General features: G+C 73.2%; 11 protein-coding genes. 2 read left to right on the top strand and 9 right to left on the bottom strand.

Annotated elements, in window-relative coordinates; translation table 11 throughout:
* Positions 1-105: 105 nt before the first annotated feature.
* From HNQ79_RS07140 to guaA, 3 genes are all read right to left on the bottom strand, one after another.
* Positions 106-1,395 carry a hypothetical protein gene (locus HNQ79_RS07140; protein ID WP_185028120.1) on the bottom strand — a complete coding sequence of 430 codons (1,290 nt, stop codon included), beginning with the start codon at positions 1,393-1,395 and terminating at the stop codon, positions 106-108.
* Positions 1,396-1,523: 128 nt separating this feature from the next.
* A complete protein-coding gene (locus HNQ79_RS07135; protein WP_185028118.1) occupies positions 1,524-2,132 on the bottom strand; it encodes a Uma2 family endonuclease in 609 nt (202 codons plus the stop codon).
* A 125-nt stretch (positions 2,133-2,257) separates the two neighbouring features.
* Entirely contained in the window at positions 2,258-3,835 is a 1,578-nt protein-coding gene (gene guaA / locus HNQ79_RS07130) for a glutamine-hydrolyzing GMP synthase (protein WP_185028116.1), read from the bottom strand.
* Between the two features lie 315 nt (positions 3,836-4,150).
* Here guaA and HNQ79_RS07125 point away from each other — a divergent pair, with 315 nt between their 5' ends.
* Together HNQ79_RS07125 and HNQ79_RS07120 are read left to right on the top strand one after the other, a co-directional pair.
* A complete protein-coding gene (locus HNQ79_RS07125) occupies positions 4,151-4,468 on the top strand; it encodes a chorismate mutase (protein WP_185028114.1) in 318 nt (105 codons plus the stop codon).
* 484 nt (positions 4,469-4,952) lie between these two features.
* A complete protein-coding gene (locus tag HNQ79_RS07120; RefSeq protein ID WP_185028112.1) occupies positions 4,953-5,948 on the top strand; it encodes an LAETG motif-containing sortase-dependent surface protein in 996 nt (331 codons plus the stop codon).
* Between the two features lie 143 nt (positions 5,949-6,091).
* Here the strand turns inward: HNQ79_RS07120 and HNQ79_RS07115 are convergent, their stop codons facing one another.
* The 6 genes from HNQ79_RS07115 to HNQ79_RS07090 form a co-directional block, all read right to left on the bottom strand.
* Positions 6,092-7,951 carry a GMC family oxidoreductase N-terminal domain-containing protein gene (locus HNQ79_RS07115; RefSeq protein WP_229923340.1) on the bottom strand — a complete coding sequence of 620 codons (1,860 nt, stop codon included), beginning with the start codon at positions 7,949-7,951 and terminating at the stop codon, positions 6,092-6,094.
* A gap of 82 nt (positions 7,952-8,033) precedes the next feature.
* Positions 8,034-9,650: a succinic semialdehyde dehydrogenase gene (locus HNQ79_RS07110; protein WP_185028108.1), complete on the bottom strand. Its 1,617-nt coding sequence runs from the start codon at positions 9,648-9,650 to the stop codon at positions 8,034-8,036.
* A 201-nt stretch (positions 9,651-9,851) separates the two neighbouring features.
* Positions 9,852-11,558, bottom strand: coding sequence for a serine/threonine-protein kinase (locus tag HNQ79_RS07105; RefSeq protein WP_268253551.1), 1,707 nt, complete (start codon positions 11,556-11,558; stop codon positions 9,852-9,854).
* 150 nt (positions 11,559-11,708) lie between these two features.
* Positions 11,709-14,639, bottom strand: a complete 2,931-nt coding sequence (locus HNQ79_RS07100; protein WP_185028106.1) for a serine/threonine kinase C-terminal domain-containing protein — start codon at positions 14,637-14,639, stop codon at positions 11,709-11,711.
* A 218-nt stretch (positions 14,640-14,857) separates the two neighbouring features.
* On the bottom strand, positions 14,858-17,152 hold the full coding sequence (locus HNQ79_RS07095; protein ID WP_185028104.1) for a serine/threonine-protein kinase: 2,295 nt from the start codon (positions 17,150-17,152) through the stop codon (positions 14,858-14,860).
* Positions 17,153-17,445: 293 nt separating this feature from the next.
* Entirely contained in the window at positions 17,446-19,152 is a 1,707-nt protein-coding gene (locus HNQ79_RS07090; protein WP_185028102.1) for a glycerol-3-phosphate dehydrogenase/oxidase, read from the bottom strand.
* Between the last annotated feature and the right edge of the window lie 154 nt (positions 19,153-19,306).

Genomic DNA, 19,306 nt, shown 5'->3' with positions numbered 1-19,306 from the left:
GGTCCGGCCCCGCCTTCCTCGCGCTGTGCCTCACGTCCCGTCTCCCGACCCTACGTTCGACGCGGGGGCGGGGGGCTCAGCGGGTGGTGCGGTCGATCGCCGGGCTCAGTCGGTGACGTCGATCTCGCAGCGGTTCGTCTCGACGCCCGCCGCCGTCACCACCTGCACGGCGACCCGTCCCGGCTCCACCTCGACCGGTACCGGCACGGTCAGCGTGCTGTCCGTCGGATTCGCGAAGCCGCCCGGCACCGGCACCAGCGGCACGTGGACGTGGACCGTCCCGATCCGTACGACCATCCGCGCCAGCCGGTCCGGGGTCTGCGCCCCGGGCGGCACGAATCCGGCGCCCCGGATCTCGATGTCGTCGCCCGTGCGGACCGGGCCGTCGAGGTCACCCGCTTCCCTGCCCCGTACGACGGACAGCACGACCGGACGGCCGCCCTCCGCGTACTTCCCGGCGAAGTACGTCGCCGCGGACACCGCCACGAGCAGGGCCAGCCCCCAGGGCAGGTCGGGCAGTTGTTCCGGCCGCCTGGCGAGCCGTACGGCGGCGAAGACGACGGCGACGGTCGACACGAGGACGAACTGCACGTCGCCGAAGTTGCCGCGCCCGGAGTCGTCCGTCAGCAGGTCGGCCGCGCGCGGCCGGTCCGCCCGTACCTTCTGGAGGGTCTGCTTCCGCACCCGTACGCCGACCACGCGGCGTACCACCACGGCGATCGCGCAGGTCAGCGCGAGGACGGTCAGCACGCCCGCGCCCCGGGCCAGGTCGAGTCCCGCGATCAGCGCGTCCCGGTGGGCGGGGCGGGACGCCCCGGCCAGTTGCACCGCGAGCACCAGCACCGCGAAGACGGCCAGCAGGATCCAGCAGGCCGCGACGGTGCGCGAGGTGGAGAGCCGGTTGTCCTCGCCGATCAGCGGTGCGAGCAGCCCCCCGCGCTTGCGGTGCACCCGCGCGGCGGCCGTCAGCAGGGCGGCGGTGACGACGGCGGCCACCAGCCCCGCGGTACGGGCGAGCGTCCAGCCCGTACCGATGGCGGTGAACGCCTGGACCAGCGCGAGGGCCACCACGGCCCCCCACAGCACCAGCAGCGTCCTGCGCCACAGCAGCCGCAGCCACACGTCGCCCGCCTCCCGCGCCCGCTCGGCGACGTCCCGCGCCGACTGCGTCAGCTCGTCCGACACCCACTGCCGGGAGGCGCCGGCCGAGTGGGCGACCGCGGCGGGCAGCCCTCCCCCGGTGGCGAGTTCGTCGCGTTTGGCCAGGAAGGCGGCCACCGCACGCCGATGGCCCTCCCGGGCGCCGCTGGGGCAGTCGCCGCAGACACAGCCTCCGCCGTGCCCCGTGCCGTGCCCGCTGTCGTGCGTGCTCCGTCTCGCCTCTTGCACTGCCACGACAACTGCCGCCCTTTCCCTGCCCGAGCCACCCACGACGGGTGAACGTCCATGCCTCGCACGGGAATTGTGCCGTACCGGGAAGCGCGTGCGGCCCGCGGGCAGGCGGAGGCGGGGTGACGGCGGGGTCAGCGGGAGGTGCGGCGGCGGTCGATCGCGGTGAGGTCGATCTCGAGCGGGTACGGGACGTCCAGCTTCAGGGTGCGGTGGTGGATGCCGGTCGGGACGTACGCCTTGAGCGCGGGGTCGAGTTCGTAGACGTAGACGACCGGCAGGCCCTCGTTCTCCTCCACGCGCCAGAAGTGCGGGACGCCGGCGGCGGCGTACTTGCGGGGCTTGACCTCGCGGTCGCGGTCGCGGGACTCGTCGGAGACGACTTCGACGGCGAGGACGACGTCTACCGGACGGAGAAAGGTCCGCTTCGGTCCGGTGTCCGCGCCGGTGGGCACGACGAGCACGTCCGGCTCCGGTCGGTTCCGGACGTCCAGCTCGACGCTGAACTCGCGGAAGACGTCAAGGTGCTCCGGGGCTTGGTCGAGCAGGCTGTTCTCCAACAGACGCATGGTGCGCATGTGGAAAGTGGTCTGCGGACGCATGAAAACGAGGCTCCCGTCGATCAGCTCCGTGTGCGGAGGCAGATTCGGGAGTGTGTCGAGGTCGTCCGCCAGCCAGCCGCCCGCGGGAGGGCGGGGCCACTCGTAGTCCTCGGGCAGCTCGTAGTCACGTGCGGCGCTCATGATTGCTCCCATGGGACGGAGTCTCGCCTGTCGATTGAGCGTACCCAGCGGGTACGCCGATGCCGCCGCCCAAACGAATGAGCGACGGCATCGGCGCTGACCTCAAGCAGGCCCGAGCAGGGGGATTACTCCCACTCGATCGTCCCCGGCGGCTTGCTCGTCACGTCGAGCACGACCCGGTTGACGTCCGCCACCTCGTTGGTGATGCGCGTGGAGATCTTCGCGAGCACGTCGTACGGCATGCGCGTCCAGTCCGCCGTCATGGCGTCCTCGGAGGACACCGGGCGCAGCACGATCGGGTGGCCGTACGTGCGGCCGTCGCCCTGCACGCCCACCGAGCGCACGTCGGCGAGCAGCACGACCGGGCACTGCCAGATCTCGCGGTCGAGACCGGCCGCCGACAGCTCCTCGCGGGCGATGGCGTCGGCCTCGCGCAGCAGGTCCAGGCGGTCCTTGGTGACCTCGCCGACGATGCGGATGCCGAGGCCGGGGCCGGGGAAGGGCTGGCGCTGGACGATCTCGTCCGGCAGACCGAGTTCCTGGCCGACCATCCGGACCTCGTCCTTGAACAGCTGGCGCAGCGGCTCGACGAGTTCGAACTCGATGTCGTCGGGGAGACCGCCCACGTTGTGGTGGGACTTGATGTTCGCGGTGCCGGTGCCGCCGCCGGACTCGACGACGTCCGGGTAGAGGGTGCCCTGGACCAGGAAGGCGACGTCGGGGCCCTCCTCCTGCATGATCTCGAGCTGCGCCTGCTCGAAGACGCGGATGAACTCGCGGCCGATGATCTTCCGCTTGGTCTCCGGGTCGGAGACGCCGGCCAGCGCGTCGAGGAAGCGCTTCTCGGCGTCGACGACCACCAGGCGGGCGCCGGTCGCGGCGACGAAGTCCTTCTCGACCTGCTCCGTCTCGCCCTTGCGCATCAGACCGTGGTCGACGTAGACGCAGGTCAGCTGGTCGCCGATGGCCTTCTGGACGAGGGCGGCGGCGACCGCGGAGTCCACGCCGCCGGACAGGCCGCAGATGGCGCGCTTGTCACCGACCTGCTCGCGGATGAGGGCGACCTGCTCCTCGATGACGTTGCCGGTGGTCCAGGTGGGCTCGATGCCCGCGCCGCGGTAGAGGAAGTGCTCCAGCACCTGCTGGCCGTGCGTGGAGTGCATGACCTCGGGGTGGTACTGGACGCCGTAGAGCTTCTTCTCGTCGTTCTCGAAGGCGGCGACCGGCACGACGTCCGTGGACGCGGTGACGGTGAAGCCCTCGGGAGCGGCGGAGCACGCGTCGCCGTGCGACATCCACACCGACTGGTCGTCCGGGGTGCCCTCGAAGAGCGTCGAGCCGGACCGGGTGACCTTCAGCGGCGTACGGCCGTACTCGCGGGCGCCGTTGTCGTCGACGGTGCCGCCGAGCGTGGTGGCCATGATCTGGAAGCCGTAGCACATGCCGAACACCGGCACGCCGGCCTCGAAAAGGGCGCGGTCGATGGCGGGGGCGTCCTCGGCGTACACCGAGGACGGACCGCCGGAGAGGATGATCCCCTTCGGATTCCTGGCGAGCATCTCGGCCACCGGCATGGTGCTCGGGACGATCTCGCTGTAGATCCGGGCCTCGCGGACACGGCGGGCGATGAGCTGGGCGTACTGGGCACCGAAGTCGACGACGAGAACGGTGTCTGGCGCGGCAGCGGGGGACGCAGATGACACTGGCGGCCTTCCGGCGGTGGGAGCAGGTGGGTCGGTGTTGTCGATTCTACCGGGGATGACGGTGCCCGGTTCGTCTCACCGTACGAGCCCCGGGTTGACGCGCCACGCGTGCGTGGGGCGATACTGGCGCCATGCGCAAGCACCAGACCTCCGTCTTTACCTATGGCATCCGGCCCGTCCGGCTGCCACGGTCGTGCTGCTTGTAGCAACTGACAAGCGACTTCCCAGGCGCCCCGGGCCGACAGGCCCGGGGCGCTCTGTCGTTTCCGGACCCGGTGACCCGCGGGCGCTCCCCGACACCCCAGGAGTACGGACATGAGCGCCACCATCCCGACGACCCTCCCCGCCCCCGCAAGCGCCACCGACGTCACGGGTGCCCGCACCGAGGACGCCGCCGCCCTCATCACCGGCGCACGCGAACGCATCGACGCCCTCGACGACCGGATCATCGGCCTCGTCCAGGAGCGCATGGCGGTCTCGGCGGTCATCCAGGAGGCCCGGATCACCTCGGGTGGCCGCCGCGTCAACCTGTCCCGCGAAATGGAGGTCCTCGGCCACTACAGGGACGCGCTCGGCAAGCCCGGCACGACGCTGGCGATGACGCTGCTCGAACTGTGCCGGGGGCGCGTCTGACGTGCGCGCCCGGCCGGGTGCCTCAGGTGGGGCAGCATGCGGCGGCGGGGCGCGTGCCTCCGGTGGGGCACGGTGCGGCGGCGGGGCGCGTGCGTTCCCGCACTCACCCGTACGGCGCGTGACCGGACCGCGGGCGGCTTCGTTGGTCCCGGTGCCACGCGTGGCCTCGGCTGGGGCGTGTGACGCACGGGCTCCGGCCCTGCGTCGTGGGACCTCGCCCCAGCGTGCGACCGGACGGTAGGGGACAGCCGCACCGGTCGCCCCAGGCGGTCGGCTCCGGGGACGCCCGGAGCCGGTCGACAGGGGACACGGCGCCCTGTGACGCGGATCACGTAAAGATCCTGTGAGTCCGGGTACAACCTTTCCCCTTGGCCACGGGTCTCCCCTGCGTATCCACGGGACTCTCGATGTACTCCCGCATCGCAGGCCCCTCACATCTCGTGCCACGTCCCCCATGTAGGCGCGCCAGACTTTCTGAGGTCCCATGAAGCTCCGCCGTTCCCTGGCCCTCGCGGCCGCCACGGCCGTCATAGCTCCGGTCGCGCTGCTGTCGGCGCCCGCCGCGTACGCGACCACGCCCACGCCCACCCCGACCGCCACCGAGACGGTGACCCCGAGCGGTACGCCCACGCCTCCGGTCACGCCGTCCGCCACGCCGACCGCGACGGAGAGCGTCGAGACGACGCCGAGCCAGACGCCGGGGACGCCGACCAAGTCGCCGGAGACCACGCCGAGTTCGCCCGCGGCCACCACGCCCGGCAAGACGCCTTCCGGCACGCCGGCCCCGACCGCCTCGGAGAACCCGGGCGAGGGCGAGGACCTGCTGTGCGAGGAGGCCCTGATCGACGTCTCGATCAGCGGCCTGCCCGGCAAGATCGCCGCGGGCAGCGGCTGGCACTCGTTCAACATGAACATCCTGAACAAGTCCGACCGCACGCTGGACGGCGTCGCCTTCTTCGCGGGCGCCTCCTCCGACGCGCTGGGCGAGAACCTCTTCACCACCAAGCAGGTCGAGCTCCAGGCGTACGACGAGTCCACGAAGACCTGGTACTCGATCAGCGAGGACGGCCAGAGCGCCGGTTACGTGGGCGAGACCGACAGCCTCGCGCCCGACTACGAGGTCGACGTCAAGCTGCGCCTCAACGTCAAGCCGGGCGCTCCGGCCGGTGCGGGCTTCTCGCTCGGCGGCGGCGCGTACCTGGACGAGGAGTCGGAGTGCTTCGGCTTCGGCGAGACCTCGTACAAGTTCCAGATCGTCAAGGCCGGTACGGACACGTCCGGCACCAAGCCGCAGGAAGGCGGCAAGACGCCGCTGCCCAGCGGCAAGCCGGCCACCGGCAGCGTGCCGCAGGTCACCGGCAGCCTGGCGGAGACCGGTGCGTCCTCGCAGCTGCCGATGTTCGGCATCGCGGGCGGTGCGGCCGTCGCGCTCGGCGCGGGTGCGCTGTTCATCGTGCGCCGTCGCAAGTCCGAGGCGTAACCGCACGGGTACCTGACCGACCGGGTACCGGGTAGCGCGAAGAGGCTGCGTTCGGAGGGGAATGCAGCCTCTTTGCGTGCCCGGACGGGCGCGTTGACGGTCGTTCGGGTGGCCGGCCGCCCGGAAGGCGTGGCCCGGGAGGCCTACGGCTTCTTCGGCGGCACCGGCGGGACCGCCAGCAGCGGCAGCCTGAGCGCGCCGAACGCCTCCGCCGGAACGGCCGGGTGCTTCGGCTCCACCGGGGCCAGTCGCACGTACGCCTCGCCCTGGGGCGGACGCGGGTCCTGCTCGCCCTTGTTGGGCCACAGGGACATCGCCCGCTCGGCCTGCGCGGTGATGGTGAGGGAGGGGTTGACGCCCAGGTTGGCGGAGACGGCCGAACCGTCCACGACCGAGATGCCCGGGTGCCCGTAGAGGCGGTGGTAGGGGTCGATGACGCCCTCCTCCGCGCTCGCGCCGATCGGGCAGCCGCCGAGGAAGTGCGCGGTGAGCGGAGTGCCCATCAGCTCGCCGACGTTGCTGCCCGCGAAGCCGTTGATCTCCTTGGCGAGCAGGGACGCCGCCCGGGTCGCTTCGGGTATCTGCTTGGGGTTGGGGGCGCCATGGCCCTGGCGGGCGGTGAGCAGGCCCTTGCCGATGCCGTCCGGTTTGCGGTACGTGGTCAGGGAGTTGTCCAGGGACTGCATGACCAGCCCGATGATGGTCTTCTCCGACCAGCGGTGATTGGAGAGCGAGCGGGCGGCCTGCGTCGGGTGGCGGACCACGTTGGCGATCCAGCCGAGCGCGCGCGGGAACTTCTGCGCGTACGGCACCTGGAGGATGGACATCGTCCCCATCGCGTTGGAGCCCTTGCCGTAGCGGACCGGTTCGATGTGGGTGTGCGCGTCCGGGTGGATGGACGACGTGATGGCGACGCCGCGGGTGAAGTCGACCTTCCCCGAGCCGTCGGAGGTGCCGAGCTGTGCGCCGTGCGCCTTGCGGTAGCGGCGGTCCGTGGTCTGGGAGCCCACCAGCGCCTCGGAGTTGGTGCGGGTCAGTTCGCCGAGCCGGGACGAGATGCGCGGCAGGTGGCCGCCGTCCTTCATGGTGTGCAGGAGGGTCTGGGTGCCGTAGGTGCCTGCCGCGACCACCACGTGGGGGGCGCGGAAGACCTTGCGGGTGCCCTTGCGGCGGGCGTCGGTGGGGGCCGTGGCGACGCGGTGGCCGCCGTCGGGGTGCTCGGCGATGCCGAGGACGGACGTCATGGGGTGGATGACGGCGCCGGCCCGCTCGGCGAGGTGCAGGTAGTTCTCGGTGAGGGAGTTCTTCGCGCCGTGACGGCAGCCGGTCATGCACTCGCCGCACTCGGTGCAGGCCCTGCGGGCCGGGCCCCGGCCGCCGAAGTACGGGTCGGGCACCTCCTCGCCGGGTCCGGTCGTCGCTGAACCGCCGGCGTCCCGCCCGTCGCCGTAGAAGACGCCCACCGGAGCGAGGTGGAAGGTGTCCCCCACCCCCATCGCCTCGGCGGTCGCCTTCAGGTGCACGTCGGAGGGCGTCATGGTCGGGTTGAGGCGTACGCCCAGCATCCGCTCGGCCTGGTCGTAGTACGGGGCGAGTTCGTCCTTCCAGTCGGTGATGCCCGCCCACTGCGGGTCCTCGAAGAAGGGGGTGGGCGGCACGTAGAGGGTGTTCGCGTAGTTCAGTGAGCCGCCGCCGACGCCCGCGCCCGCCAGGACCATGACGTTTCCCAGCAGGTGCACGCGCTGGATCCCGAACAGACCGAGCGCCGGGGCCCACAGGTAGTTCTTCAGGTCCCAGGAGCTCTTGGGCAGGGTGTCGCGGGTGAACCTCCGTCCGGCCTCCAGAACGCCGACGCGGTAGCCCTTCTCGGTGAGCCGGAGCGCGGCGACCGCGCCGCCGAAACCGGAGCCGACGACGAGGACGTCGTAGTCGTACGGGGTGCTGTCGGGCTCGCTCGTCCTCGCGGCCGCGTCCTGGTGGTGGGCAGAGCTCTCCTGTGGCACGTGCACTCCTCGTTCGGTGAAAAGTGAATAGGGACACGGCATGCGGCGGTCGGGGCGGGGCTCATTGTCCTGCCCCGGGCCGTCAGCGCAGCCGCAGTGCCTTCATCACCCGGAGGCTGGTCGTCATGAACGCCGCGTACTTCTCGTCGTCCATGCCGAAGGACGGCGCGAGCGGCACCAGCCGCTGCTGCGCGACGGTCTGCGCCTCGGTGTACTTGAGGATGCCCTCGGCGCCGTGCCGCCGGCTCAGCCCGGACTCCTTCATTCCGCCCATCGGGGCCCGGACGCTGGCGTATGCGGGGGCGTAGCCCTCGTTGATGTTGACGGTGCCGGTGCGCAGGCGGGCGGCGACGGCGTGGCCGCGCTTGCCGTTCCTGGTCCAGACGCTCGAATTGAGGCCGTACGCGGTGGCGTTGGCCTCCTCGATCACCTCGTCCTCGTCGCGGAACCGGTAGATCGAGACGACCGGGCCGAAGGTCTCCTCGGCACAGACCGCCATCGGGGCCTCGACGCCTTCGAGGACGGTCGGCTCGTAGAAGTAGGGGCCCACGTCGGGGCGGGCGGTGCCTCCGGCCAGGACGGTGGCGCCCTTGTTGACGGCCTCCTCCACGTGCCGGGTCACCGTCTCCAGCTGGCGCGGGCCGGCCAGGGAGCCCAGATCGGCGCCGTACGCCAGGGCGGTGCCCAGCCGCATCGCCTTCGTGCGGGCGACGAAACGCTGCACGAAGTCGTCGGCGACCGACTCGTGGACGTACAGCCGCTCGATGGAGATGCAGAGCTGCCCGGCGGAGGCGAAGCAGGCGCGGACGGCTCCGGCGGCGGCCTTCTCCACGTCGGCGTCCTCAAGGACGAGCATGGCGTTCTTGCCGCCGAGTTCCAGGGAGACGCCGACCAGGCGGGCACCCGCGCTCTGCGCGATCTCCCGTCCGGTGCGGGTGGAACCGGTGAAGGAGACGTAGTCGGCGTGCCGGACGACCTCGGGGCCGACGACCGGGCCCTCGCCGAGGACGACCTGGAAGACCTCGGGCGGCAGGCCCGCCTCGACCAGCAGGTCCCGGCCCCACAGGGCGGACAGCGCGGTCTCGGTGTCCGGCTTCATGACGAGACCGTTGCCCGCGACGAGAGCGGGCAGGCAGTCGCCCACGGACAGCTCGAACGGGTAGTTCCACGGCGCGATCTGGCCGACGACACCGCGCGGCCGGCGCTGCTCGGTGACCTTGGTGAGGGTCGGCACCGCCCCGATGTGCCGCTTGGCCCGCAGGTACGCGGGGGCCTGGCGGCCGTAGTGCCGGGCGGCCATCGCGACGGCCTGGACCTCCTCGTGCGCGTGCAGCCGGGCCTTGCCGGTCTCCAGCTGGATCAGGTCGAGGATCTCGGCCTGCCGCTGGAGCACCAGGTCGTGGAAGCGCAGCAGGACCGCGGCCCGCTGCTTGACGGGCACGGCCTCCCACACCGGCTGGGCGGCGCGGGCCCGTGCGAAGGCGACGGCGACGTCCTCGGGCGTGGACTCGGGCAGGTCGGACAGCTTCTCGCCGGTGAACGGGCCGTGGTGGGCGGTCCGTCCGGAGCCGGCCACCCCGCGGGTCAGCTGGGCGACGACTTCGGGGGTGATCACGTCCGCCGCCGTGCGCGCGCCGGCGGGCGCGGGAGCGACGGGGTTGGTGCCGAGGGGTGCCGTGAGGGCCTGCGAGTCCGTCATGGACGCGAGCGTATGGCCCGGCGGGCACTTTTGGTACCCGTCGGTAACGGCTTTTCGCCGCCTCGCACGACTGCGCCAGCAGACACTGGCACATAAGCCCTGATCAGCGGCGCTTCCCCGACGGAGCACGGGAGACCGAGGATCTTCGGGCGTCCGGCGAGGTACGGGGCACCGCACCCGGGACGCGGGGTGCGGCGGCCGTCAGCCGTCCGTGCTCCAGCCCCGGAGCACCTGGCGGAACCGGGCGCGTGTCTCCGCCCGGGACCCGTCCGGCCCCGTCACGTAGATCGCGTACTCCGGGGCGCCGCCGTCCCCGAAGTGCATCCGGTCCAGTGCGTACCGCTTGCCCGGGTGGTCCGTCCTCTCCGTGTACGTGAACTCCAGGAGTCCGCTGGGGCGGTCCCGGTAGACGTCCTCCGTCAGCTGCAGCCGTTCGAAGCCGGGCAGCCGCTTCGACAGCCCCTTCTCCACGTCCACCAGGTGCCGGTAGGGGGTGTCGAAGTCCGGCGAGGGGTCGATGTTGACGCGGATGCGGTGGCGGCCGCCGTCCGGCGAGTAGTCGTACTGGTTCTCCTTGGACCGTTCGCGCCGCCATCCCTGGGGGACGGGCAGCCGGAAGCCGTCCCCCCGCTCCCAGCGCCAGCCGGCCGGGAGGGTTCTGTCGGTGCCCGGGTCCTGCTTCGGGTCCTGCTCGTCGTCCCCGCCCTGCCCGGCACCCTCGTCCTTCGCCGTGCCGCCGTCCTGCTGCGGTGTCCGCACCGGTCCCACCGCCGCCTCCGCACCCCTGCCCGCGTCGTCGGCGTCCAGGAGCCGCAGGACCCCGAAGACCGCCCCGCCGCCGAGAACCGCCGCCGCCAGCACGGTCAGCGCGACCTTGCCGCGCGTTCCGCCCCGTGTCCGCACGGGTCCGGTCGGCGCACCGTAGGCCCCGGGCGCCGGGCCCGTTCCTGGCGCATGCGCCGGCAGCGGCGTCGTGGGCTGCGCGGGCACGACGGCCCGCAGTTCGTCCTCGGTCACCCGGCGGGTCGGCACGTGCGCCTGTGCCTGGAGCGGCGCCCGTCCCTCCCTCGCCTCCCGCAGCATCCGCTCGGTCTCGGCCGCCGTCGGCCGCTCCCGCTCCTCCTTGCGGAGGAGCGCGACGACGACGGGACCGAGTGCGCCCGCCCGGTACGACGGCGCGGGCTCCTCGGAGACGACCGCCTGGAGCGTGCCGATCGGCGACGTACGGCGGAACGGCGAGCGCTCCTCGACGGCCGTGTACAGCGTCGCGCCGAGCGCCCACAGGTCGGAGGCGGGCCCCGGGTCCTCGCCGCGGATCCGCTCCGGTGCCAAGTAGTCGATGGAACCGACGAGTTCACCGGTACGGGTGATCGTCGAGTCGCCCTCGATGGCCGCGATGCCGAAGTCGGTGAGCAGCACCCGGCCGTCCCTGGCCAGCATCACGTTGCCGGGCTTGACGTCCCGGTGCAGCACACCGACCGCGTGCGCGGCGCGCAGCGCGCCGAGGACGTGCAGGCCGATCCGGGCGGCCTCGCGGGCGTCGCAGGGCCCGGTCTCCTTGAGCGCGTCCGCGAGGGAGGGCCCGTCGACGTACTCCATGACGATCCACGGCCGGTCGTCGTGGTCGAGCACGTCGTGGACGGTGACGACGCCGGGATGGTTGATCCGGGCCGCGGCGCGCGCCTCCTTCTGCGTACGCGCGTGCAGCAGCGCACGGTCGGCCTCGGCCGCGTACAGACCGGCCCGCAGTTCCTTGATGGCGACGGTGCGGTGCAGCACCTCGTCCCGGGCGCGCCAGACGCGTCCCATGCCGCCGCTGCCGAGGACGTCGCCCAGGCGGTAGCGCCCCGCCAGCAGTTGACCCGCCGTCGTGCCGCTGCCCGCTTCCCCGCCGCTGCCGTTCGCCACGTTCCCGCCCACCGCCCCGTGTCTTCGACGGCCCAGGTTACGGATCGGGCCTGCGACGGGGGAACAGAGGGCCGATCACGAGACCGCACCGTGACCGGGCCGGTCCTCTTCGGCACGGGGTCCGGCGGGCCCGCCGCCCCTCGTCCGCCACTACGTCGTGGGCCGGTAGTACCGCACCGCGGCGTCGAACACCTCGGTCACCTCGTCGCGCGCGGAGTCGGGGCCGATGACCTGGACGATGTGGTACTTCCCGGCGATGATCATCGCCCGGTTGCGCACGAAGACGTCCCGGCCGCTGCTGTCCGTCCAGGTGAACTGGCCCTCCGCGAGCGCCTGCTGTCCGATCCCGATGCGCTTGAGCCCGCCGGAGGTGGCCCAGGTGGAATCGCGCAGCGGCTGCAGCTCCCGCTCGACCCTGAGCTGGTAGGCCATCGGGTCGCCGCCCTTGTCCTTGACCGTGTCACGGCCGGGAACGACGACGAGCTCGATGTCGTTGCCCTGGTAGCGGACCTGGCGGTCCTCGTTCATCTGCGTCCGCTGCCAGTTCTTGGACACGGCGACCTGGAAGCCGTCCGGGTCCTTGCGCAGGACGTACCCGGCGGGCAGGTCGGAGGCCGGGGCCGGCTGGGCGGGCGGCTCGTCGGTCCGCTCACCGGCGGGCGGGGACGCGTCGCCGTTCTTGTCGTCGGCCGGCGGCGGGTCGGCGGGGGCGTCGTCGGAGGGCCCGGGAGCGGGCTGCTGCGGCCCGGACGACGCGGGCTGCCCGCTGCCAGCGTCGCGCCCGTCCCGCGCGGCCTCCCCGCCCTTCGGCAGGAACAGCACGGCGACCGCCACGGCCGCCGCCAGCCCCGCCATGACGAGCACCAGGAGCCACTTGCCCAGCGAGCGCGGCTGCCGGCCGCCGATCCGTGGCTCCCGCTGCACGCGCGGGGCGCGCGGCGGCCCGGCGCCCTTGGCCGCCTTCGTCCGGCCCCTGTCCTGCTTGTTCCGGTGCCGTCCGTGCTGCGCGCCGCCCCGCCGCTTGCGGACGAGTTCGCCCCTGCGCCGTACGATCGGCAGCCGCGCGGCGTCGGGCGGCGACGACGGCAGCGGTACGACCTTGGTTCCCGCGTCCGGCTCGGGAGCCGACCGCACGAGCGACCGCAGCCAGCCCCGCAGCTCCTCGAAGTCGGGACGCTCGGTGGGGTCCTGACGCAGCAGCGACTCCACGACCGGCCGCAGCGGACCGCACTCCTCCGCGAAGGCGGCCGGCTCGGCGCACACCATCTGCACGAGTTCGGCGGCGTTGTCCTCCGGGTAGGGCGCGTGCCCCTGCACGACACGGAACAGCAGGGCGCCCAGCGCCCACAGGTCGGTGGCCGGACCGATCGGCGGAGCCAGCTGCCAGTTCTCGTACACCGGTCCGGCCTGCTCGGGCGCCCAGCGCTCGGTGACCGCGCCGACGACCGCGATGCGGGTCTGCCGGGAGCGCTCGGCGGCGAGCGGCGTGCTGGGGCCGCGATACGGCAGCCCGGCGATGACGTCGTCCCACCGCCCGCCCGAGGACGGCGGCTCGGCGGACCCGGCGGGGACAGCGAGCTGTCCGCGGGAGGAGCCCTGCGCACCCTGCGACCCGTGGGGGTGCCGGGGCGGCCCGGCGCCCCGGGCGGCCGGCCGGGCGGGACCGGGGTGACTGTGCCGAAGGTCGTCCGCGCGCAGCGCCTCGCCGCCCGCGCCGCCCGAGGACCGGGGCAGCGCGCCGTGCCAACTGCCGCCCGGCTCCTGGCCGCCGACCCGCTCGACGCCCTTGCCGCGCTCCCCGGCCGGGCCGTGCCCCGGGTTGGCCCGGCGCCCGGCCCCGGCGCCCCGCTCGGCGGGTGCGCCGCGTTCCACGTCCGTACCGCGCGCGGGGTCCCCGGCGCGCGGGGTCCCCGGGGTTCCGGCGCTCCCGTAGGGGGACACCGCCCCGCCCGGCCGCTGTCCGTACGGTTCACCGGCCGCCGTACGGACCCTGCCGGGCGCTTCGCCGTACGGGGCGACCGGCCCGGTCCCGGCGGCCGCGGCCCCGTACGGGGACACCGCTCCCGGGGCCGTGCCGCCGCCCGGCCCGCTGTCCGGGTCCTGGAGGTACGGGCTGCGCGACGGCTCGACGGCCTGGCGGCGCTGGTCCTCGGTGGCCCTGGCCGCGGCCCGCGCACCGGCCCGGTAGGCGGCTATCGCTCCGGCCCGTGCCGCCCGCGGGTCGGACTCCGCGGGCGCGGGGGGCAGGGCGCGGTCCCCGTGCGGCCGGGTCGGCTCCGCGCCGGAGTCGGGCGCGGAGCGGCCCATGAAGTCGGTGGGGAGCGCGGGCAGCGCCGAACCGTGCGCGCCTCCCGCACCTGCGAGGCCCTCGTCCCCCTGCGCCACGTGACCGCGCGGCACCGGAACCGACGCCTCGCCCCAGCCGGCCGTAGGGCCGCCCGGCGCCGGGGCACCTGCGGCGCCGCTTTCCGGCAGGACTCCGCCGCCCGCGCCGGGGATCGGCGCGTATCCGCACAGGGCCTCCTCGGCCGCGCCGGCCGCCAGCCCCGTCAGGACGATGCGGCCGTCGTCGCAGACCAGCACGGTACGGACGGTGATGTTCCGGTGGGTCCAGCCGTGCGCGTGCAGCACCCGCAGCGCGGTGAGCACGTCGGAGGCGACCTCGGCCGCCCGGTACGGGCTGAGCGGGGCCTCAGCGAGCAGTGCCGCCAGCGGGCGCGCGGCCACCAGCTCACTCACTATCCAGAGGGAGCCGTCTTCCTCGAAGACGTCGAAGACCTGGTCGAGACGGGGGTGGTCGGGGATCTGGGCTGCGGCCTGCGCCGCTTCGATCGCCCGCCGCACCGCCGGGTCGCCGGACCTGCGGGGTCCCCGGCCGGGGGCCGGCCGCCGGTGCACGGGGCCGCCGTCGGCGTCGACGAACTCCGCCTCCACCACCTCGGGCAACGGCACCTGCCGTACCAGGACCTCCTGGCCGCTCGCTCCGTCGAAGGCCCGGGTCTCCACGAGGTCGTACTCGTCGGAAGGCGGCAGCGGCAGGCGGTAGCGGCCGGCGAGCACCCGACCCGCGTAGTCGTCCACGACGCCTCCCCAAAGCGCGCTGTTCCCTGCTGGTCCCGGTCTTCCGCGACCGTGTCCCCGGACATGCGAACCGCCGCAAACCGTCAATCCCGGTCGTTTACCGGCTTATTGCGGCTGCGTACGGTCCGCGGGGTCTCACGATACGTGGCAATACCCCGTCGCGAGGCAGTGTCAACGCATCCTGCCCGGACATCCGTTGGGCAATCGCGGAGCGGGCGTCAGGACGTCGGCCTGAACGTGGCGAACGCCGTCTCGCGCAGCTTGGTGCACTCCTCGCCCTGCCAGGCGTCCGCCGGGCAGCTCACCATGATCGCGTAGCCGCGCTTGCCGTCCACCTTGAAGCCGCGGTTGAGCACGTGTATCAGCTTGCCCTGCTGGACGCGTTCGAACTCCCAGTCGGCGGTGGTGGGGTAGCCGTTGTAGTCGACGGGACGTATGCCGAGGTGCTTGTACCCCTGACTGCTGCCGCTGACGACGGCGACCGCGGCGGCCCACGCCGCCTTCGCGTCGTCCTTCGGGCTGGCGTTGAAGTCGACCTGCACGCGCGGGAATCCGCCGCCCTTGCTGTATATCCCGCCCGAGCTCCGCCCCGCCACGCCCGTCCTCTTGAACCCCTCGGGCATCGCCATGGTGAAGCGGAACTGGGAGTCCGTGACGGTCTCGAAGCCCGCCGGAACCGCGTTGCCGTCGGGCTTCTGGGTGCTCGGATCGCCGGAGGGCTTGGTTCCGTCCGTCGCGCCGCCGGTCTCGCCGCCCGCCGTGTCGTCCTTGTCCTTGTCCGGGGCGGCGCCCTTGTCGGGTTCGGTGCCCTTGTCCGTGCTCTTGTCCGTGCTCTTGTCGCTCCCGCCGGAGGCGGCGCCGCCGGACGTGGCCGCGCCGTTCTTGCCCTCCTCGCCCCTGCCCTTCGCGTCGTCCTTGGCCAGCGCGAGCGCGAGGACCGTACCGAGGACGGCGATCACCGCCACCACCGCGACCACCAGCAGCGCACGCTTGCGCGCGGCGGGCGACATACCGCCGACCGTCCCGGGCGAGGTGCCCCCGCCGGAGCCGGAGCCCGCACCGGACGACTGCATCGCGGCCGTGGCGGCCCCCGCGGCGGACGCGCCGGCGACCGCCGACGCCACCGGAGCGGTGGCGGCAGCCGCGGGCGCCGCGGCCTTCTTCGCCTTCGGGGTGCGCGCCGGCTTGGCCGTGCGGGGCGCCGCCGGCGTCCGGGCGGCCACCGGCTCGGCGGGCAGCGGGGGAAGCGGAACCACCTTCGTGGCATCGGACCTGGCCAGTTCGTCGCCGGCCGCCTCCGCGTCGTCCAGCTGGCTCAGCACGTCGTTCAGGAGCGCCCGCGCCCCCTTGTCGTCAAGCCGCTGCGCCGGGTCCTTGGCGAGCAGACCGTAGATAACCTCCTCCAGCGGGCCCGCGTTCTTCGGCGGGTCCACCGGCTCGGTCATCACCGCGGTCAGCGTCGCGATGGCCGACCCCTTGTCGTACGGCGGGACTCCCTCCACCGAGGCGTAGATCAGTCCGCCCAGCGACCACAGGTCGGCGGCGGGGCCGGGCTTGTGGCCGCGCGCCCGCTCCGGCGAGATGTACGAGGGGGCGCCGACGAGCATGCCGGTGGAGGTGATCGAGGGGTCGCCCTCGACCTGGGCGATACCGAAGTCGGTCAGTACGACCCTGCCGTCCTCGGCGATCAGTACGTTGGACGGCTTCACGTCGCGGTGCAGGATGCCCTGGCGGTGCGCGGCGCGCAGCACGTCGAGGATCGCCAGGCCGACCTCGGCGGCCCGACGCGGCGTCAGCAGGCCGTCCTCACGGACCGCTTCGGCGAGCGACTTGCCCTCGATGAGCTCCATGACGATCCAGGGCCGGTCGTCCTCGTCGACCACGTCGAAGACGGTCACCGCGCCGTGGTTGCGGATCCGGGCGATGGCCTTGGCCTCGCGCAGGGTACGGGTGATCAGGCGGCGCTTCTCGTCCTCGTCGATGGCGGTCGGGAAACGCAGCTCCTTGACCGCGACCGTGCGGCCGAGGGTCTCGTCGACGGCCCGCCAGACGGTGCCCATGCCGCCCCTGCCGAGGACGTCGCCGAGCCGGTAGCGGCCCGCCAGCAGTCGCCCCTGTACCTCCTTCGAGGTGTCGGAGGCCGCGTCCTTGGCCGCTTCGGCCGCCTTGGCCTCGGCCTTCCGCGCGGCGAAGTCCCTCGCTGCGGCTTCCTTGGCCGGGGTGTCCCCGGCCGCGGCGGCGGCCTTCTCGTCGGAGGCGGCCTTGCGGCCGGACACCGCGTTGCCGGCCGGTTTTCCGACCGAGTCACCGGCGGCGCCCCGGGACCCGGCACCCCTGCCCGGGGACGCGGCAGGTTTGTCCTGCGGCGCGGCACCCTCGTCCGCGGAGGCGGCGCGCTCGTCCTGGGAGACGGCTCCCTCGTCCGCGGACGCCGCAGCCTTGTCCGCGGCATCCTTCTTGTCGGACACGGCGTCCTGCGTGCTCTTCCGCGACTGCTCCGGCTCGTCCGACATGCGTCCCCTCTGCGATCCCTGATCTTCGCCCCGTGCCCCGGCCGTACGAACGCGTCGCAGACCCACTCGGCAGCTTCTCCGGCGATGCGGCAACCCGCCCTGGCAGAGCCCTCATTGTCTCTCACGCGCAGACCGCCGACACCCCCGGGGCGCAACGCACCCTCACGCCGCGCCCCTCTTCCTTCCCACCCCCACTCGCGTCCCGTCCCAGTCCGGCTCCGCCCCTGCGGCGGCGCCGCCGCGGCGTGCGCTCCGCGGCGGCCTTCCTTCCCGGATTCCCCGTAACGGCCCTCCTACAACGGTGCGATGTCCGGCGCTCCCAGCCGCGCCGCGTCCGCCGTCAGGTCGTCCGGCTGACGCTGCGACTCGCGCTCCGCCTCGACCCGCTTCTCGTAGTGCTCGACCTCGCGTTCGACCTGCCCCTTGTCCCAGCCCAGCACGGGTGCCATCAACTCCGCGCACTCCAGGGCGCTTCGGGTGCCACGGTCGAAGGTCTCGATCGAGATGCGCGTACGCCGGGTCAGCACATCGTCCAGGTGCCGGGCCCCCTCGTGCGAGGCCGCGTAGACGACCTCCGCGCGCAGGTAGTCCTCGGCGCCGGTCAGCGGATCTGCGAGCCCCGGGTCCTCCGCGATCAGGTCCAGCACCTCCTCCGCCAGGGACCCGTACCGGTTCAGCAGGTGCTCGACGCGCACCACGTGCAGTCCCGTCCGGGCCGCGATCCTGGCCCGCGCGTTCCACAGGGCCCGGTACCCCTCGGCGCCGAGCAGCGGCACGTCCTCCGTGACGCACTCCGCGACCCGCACGTCCAGCGCGTGCACGGCCTCGTCCACCGCGTCCTTCGCCATCACCCGGTACGTCGTGTACTTGCCGCCCGCGACGACCACCAGGCCGGGCACCGGGTGCGCCACCGTGTGCTCGCGGGACAGCTTGCTGGTGGCGTCCGACTCCCCTGCCAGCAACGGCCGCAGCCCCGCGTACACCCCCTGCACGTCGTCCCGGGTCAGCGGCACCGCCAGCACCGAGTTCACGTGCTCCAGCAGGTAGTCGATGTCCGCGCTGGAAGCCGCCGGGTGCGCCTTGTCCAGGTCCCAGTCGGTGTCCGTCGTCCCGACGATCCAGTGCCTGCCCCAGGGAATGATGAAGAGGACCGACTTCTCGGTGCGCAGGATCAGCCCGGTGGACGAGTGGATCCGGTCCTTGGGGACCACCAGGTGGATTCCCTTGGACGCGCGCACGTGGAACTGGCCGCGCTCCCCGATGAGGGCCTGGGTGTCGTCCGTCCACACCCCGGTCGCGTTCACCACCTGCTTGGCCCGGACCTCGTACTCCCCTCGGGTCGCGACGTCCTCGACCCGCACCCCGACGACCCGCTCGCCCTCCCGGAGGAAACCGACGACACGCGCCCGGTTGGCGACCTGCGCCCCGTACGCGGCGGCCGTGCGGACCAGCGTCGCCACGAAGCGGGCGTCGTCCATCTGCGCGTCGTAGTACTGCAGCGCGCCCGTCAGCGCGTCCTTCTTCAGCGCAGGGGCCACCCGCAGCGCGTGCCGGCGCGTCAGGTGCCGGTGCATCGGCAGTCCGCGTCCGTGCCCCGAAGACACCGACATCGCGTCGTACAGCGCCACGCCCGAGCCCGCGTACCACCGCTCCCAGCCCTTGTGCTGGAGCGGGTAGAGGAACGGCACCGGCTTCACCAGGTGCGGAGCCAGCCGTTCCAGCAGCAGCCCGCGTTCCTTCAGCGCCTCCCGCACCAGGGCGAAGTCGAGCATCTCCAGATAGCGCAGCCCGCCGTGGATCAGCTTGCTCGACCGGCTGGAGGTGCCGGAGGCCCAGTCGCGGGCCTCGACGAGTCCGGTGGACAGGCCCCGGGTCGCGGCGTCCAGCGCCGTCCCCGCACCGACCACGCCCGCGCCCACCACCAGCACGTCCAGTTCCCGCTCGGCCATCGCGGCGAGCGCCTCGGCGCGCTCGGCCGGTCCCAGTGTCGCTGTCCTCACTGCTGCCTCCCGTTGGTGCGGTTGGTGTGGTGCGGTTGGTGCGTCTGGTGCGGTCCTCTCGGACGGGTGTGACCGGGGCCACGAACCCGATTCTCGCCGCAGGCGGGCCCTTCAGCCACCGCCTGTGGACAACCGGGGGGTGGACGCAGCACGC

Source organism: Streptomyces candidus (assembly GCF_014207445.1).
GTDB lineage: Bacteria > Actinomycetota > Actinomycetes > Streptomycetales > Streptomycetaceae > Streptomyces > Streptomyces candidus.
Note: the sequence above shows the minus strand (reverse complement) of the source record. Positions and strands in the feature narration are given on the sequence as shown.